2 protein-coding genes are annotated in these 597 nt (G+C 56.3%); both read right to left on the bottom strand.

Annotation, left to right across the window (positions count from 1 at the left end; all coding sequences use genetic code 11):
• Positions 1-389: IS110 family transposase (locus EOE48_RS28495; protein WP_210249613.1), on the bottom strand; the 389-nt coding region annotated here is incomplete at its 3' end.
• A 27-nt stretch (positions 390-416) separates the two neighbouring features.
• The coding region (locus EOE48_RS29655) for a hypothetical protein (protein WP_210249612.1) at positions 417-597 on the bottom strand (181 nt) is incomplete at its 5' end.

Below are 597 nucleotides of genomic sequence, written 5' to 3'. Positions count from 1 at the left end.
CCCATTCCCGGGCCCGCTAGTAACTGCTTGTACTGCCGGTTAAGCGTCGGACACTGAGCGATCAACTCACGTCCGGCCTTGCGGAAACGCTCAATGCGATTGTCCAAAGTGGCAATCGCTTCCTCTTGATCTTCGATCAGCATCGACACGGTCGTAGCGGTCGCCTGCAATGCATGCAGTTCATTCTTCGCCCTGGTGCGGTGCCCGACCAGACGATTGATGTGCCGGCCAAGAGCCCTCAGCTCAAGCTGTACGGAGCTTGGCGGTGTCCACAAGCGCGGTGTCATACGTTCACCGTACTCGGACAGCAACTGAGCATCTATCGAGTCAGTTTTACTGTTCACCAGCATCAGCTTGGCGAAATTATGGAAGCTCTTGGGGTTGATCACCGAAACAGGAAGGTCCGCAGCATGCAGCTAAAGGGCCAGGTCCAGGTAATAGATTCCGGTCGCCTCCATCACGATCGACTTGGGCTTGAGCGCCTGCAGCTTTTTCACCGCTGCCTTACGACCAGCAGGGGTTTGAGCGATATCCCACTGTCCAGCGGGACGCCCATCTTTACGCACCCCAACGATCGACGTACGAGAACCAATATCC

The organism is Methylobacterium oryzihabitans (genome assembly GCF_004004555.2).
Taxonomy (GTDB): Bacteria; Pseudomonadota; Alphaproteobacteria; order Rhizobiales; family Beijerinckiaceae; genus Methylobacterium; species Methylobacterium oryzihabitans.
The sequence above is the reverse complement of the archived record's forward strand: the minus strand, read 5'-3'. Positions and strand labels throughout refer to the sequence as shown.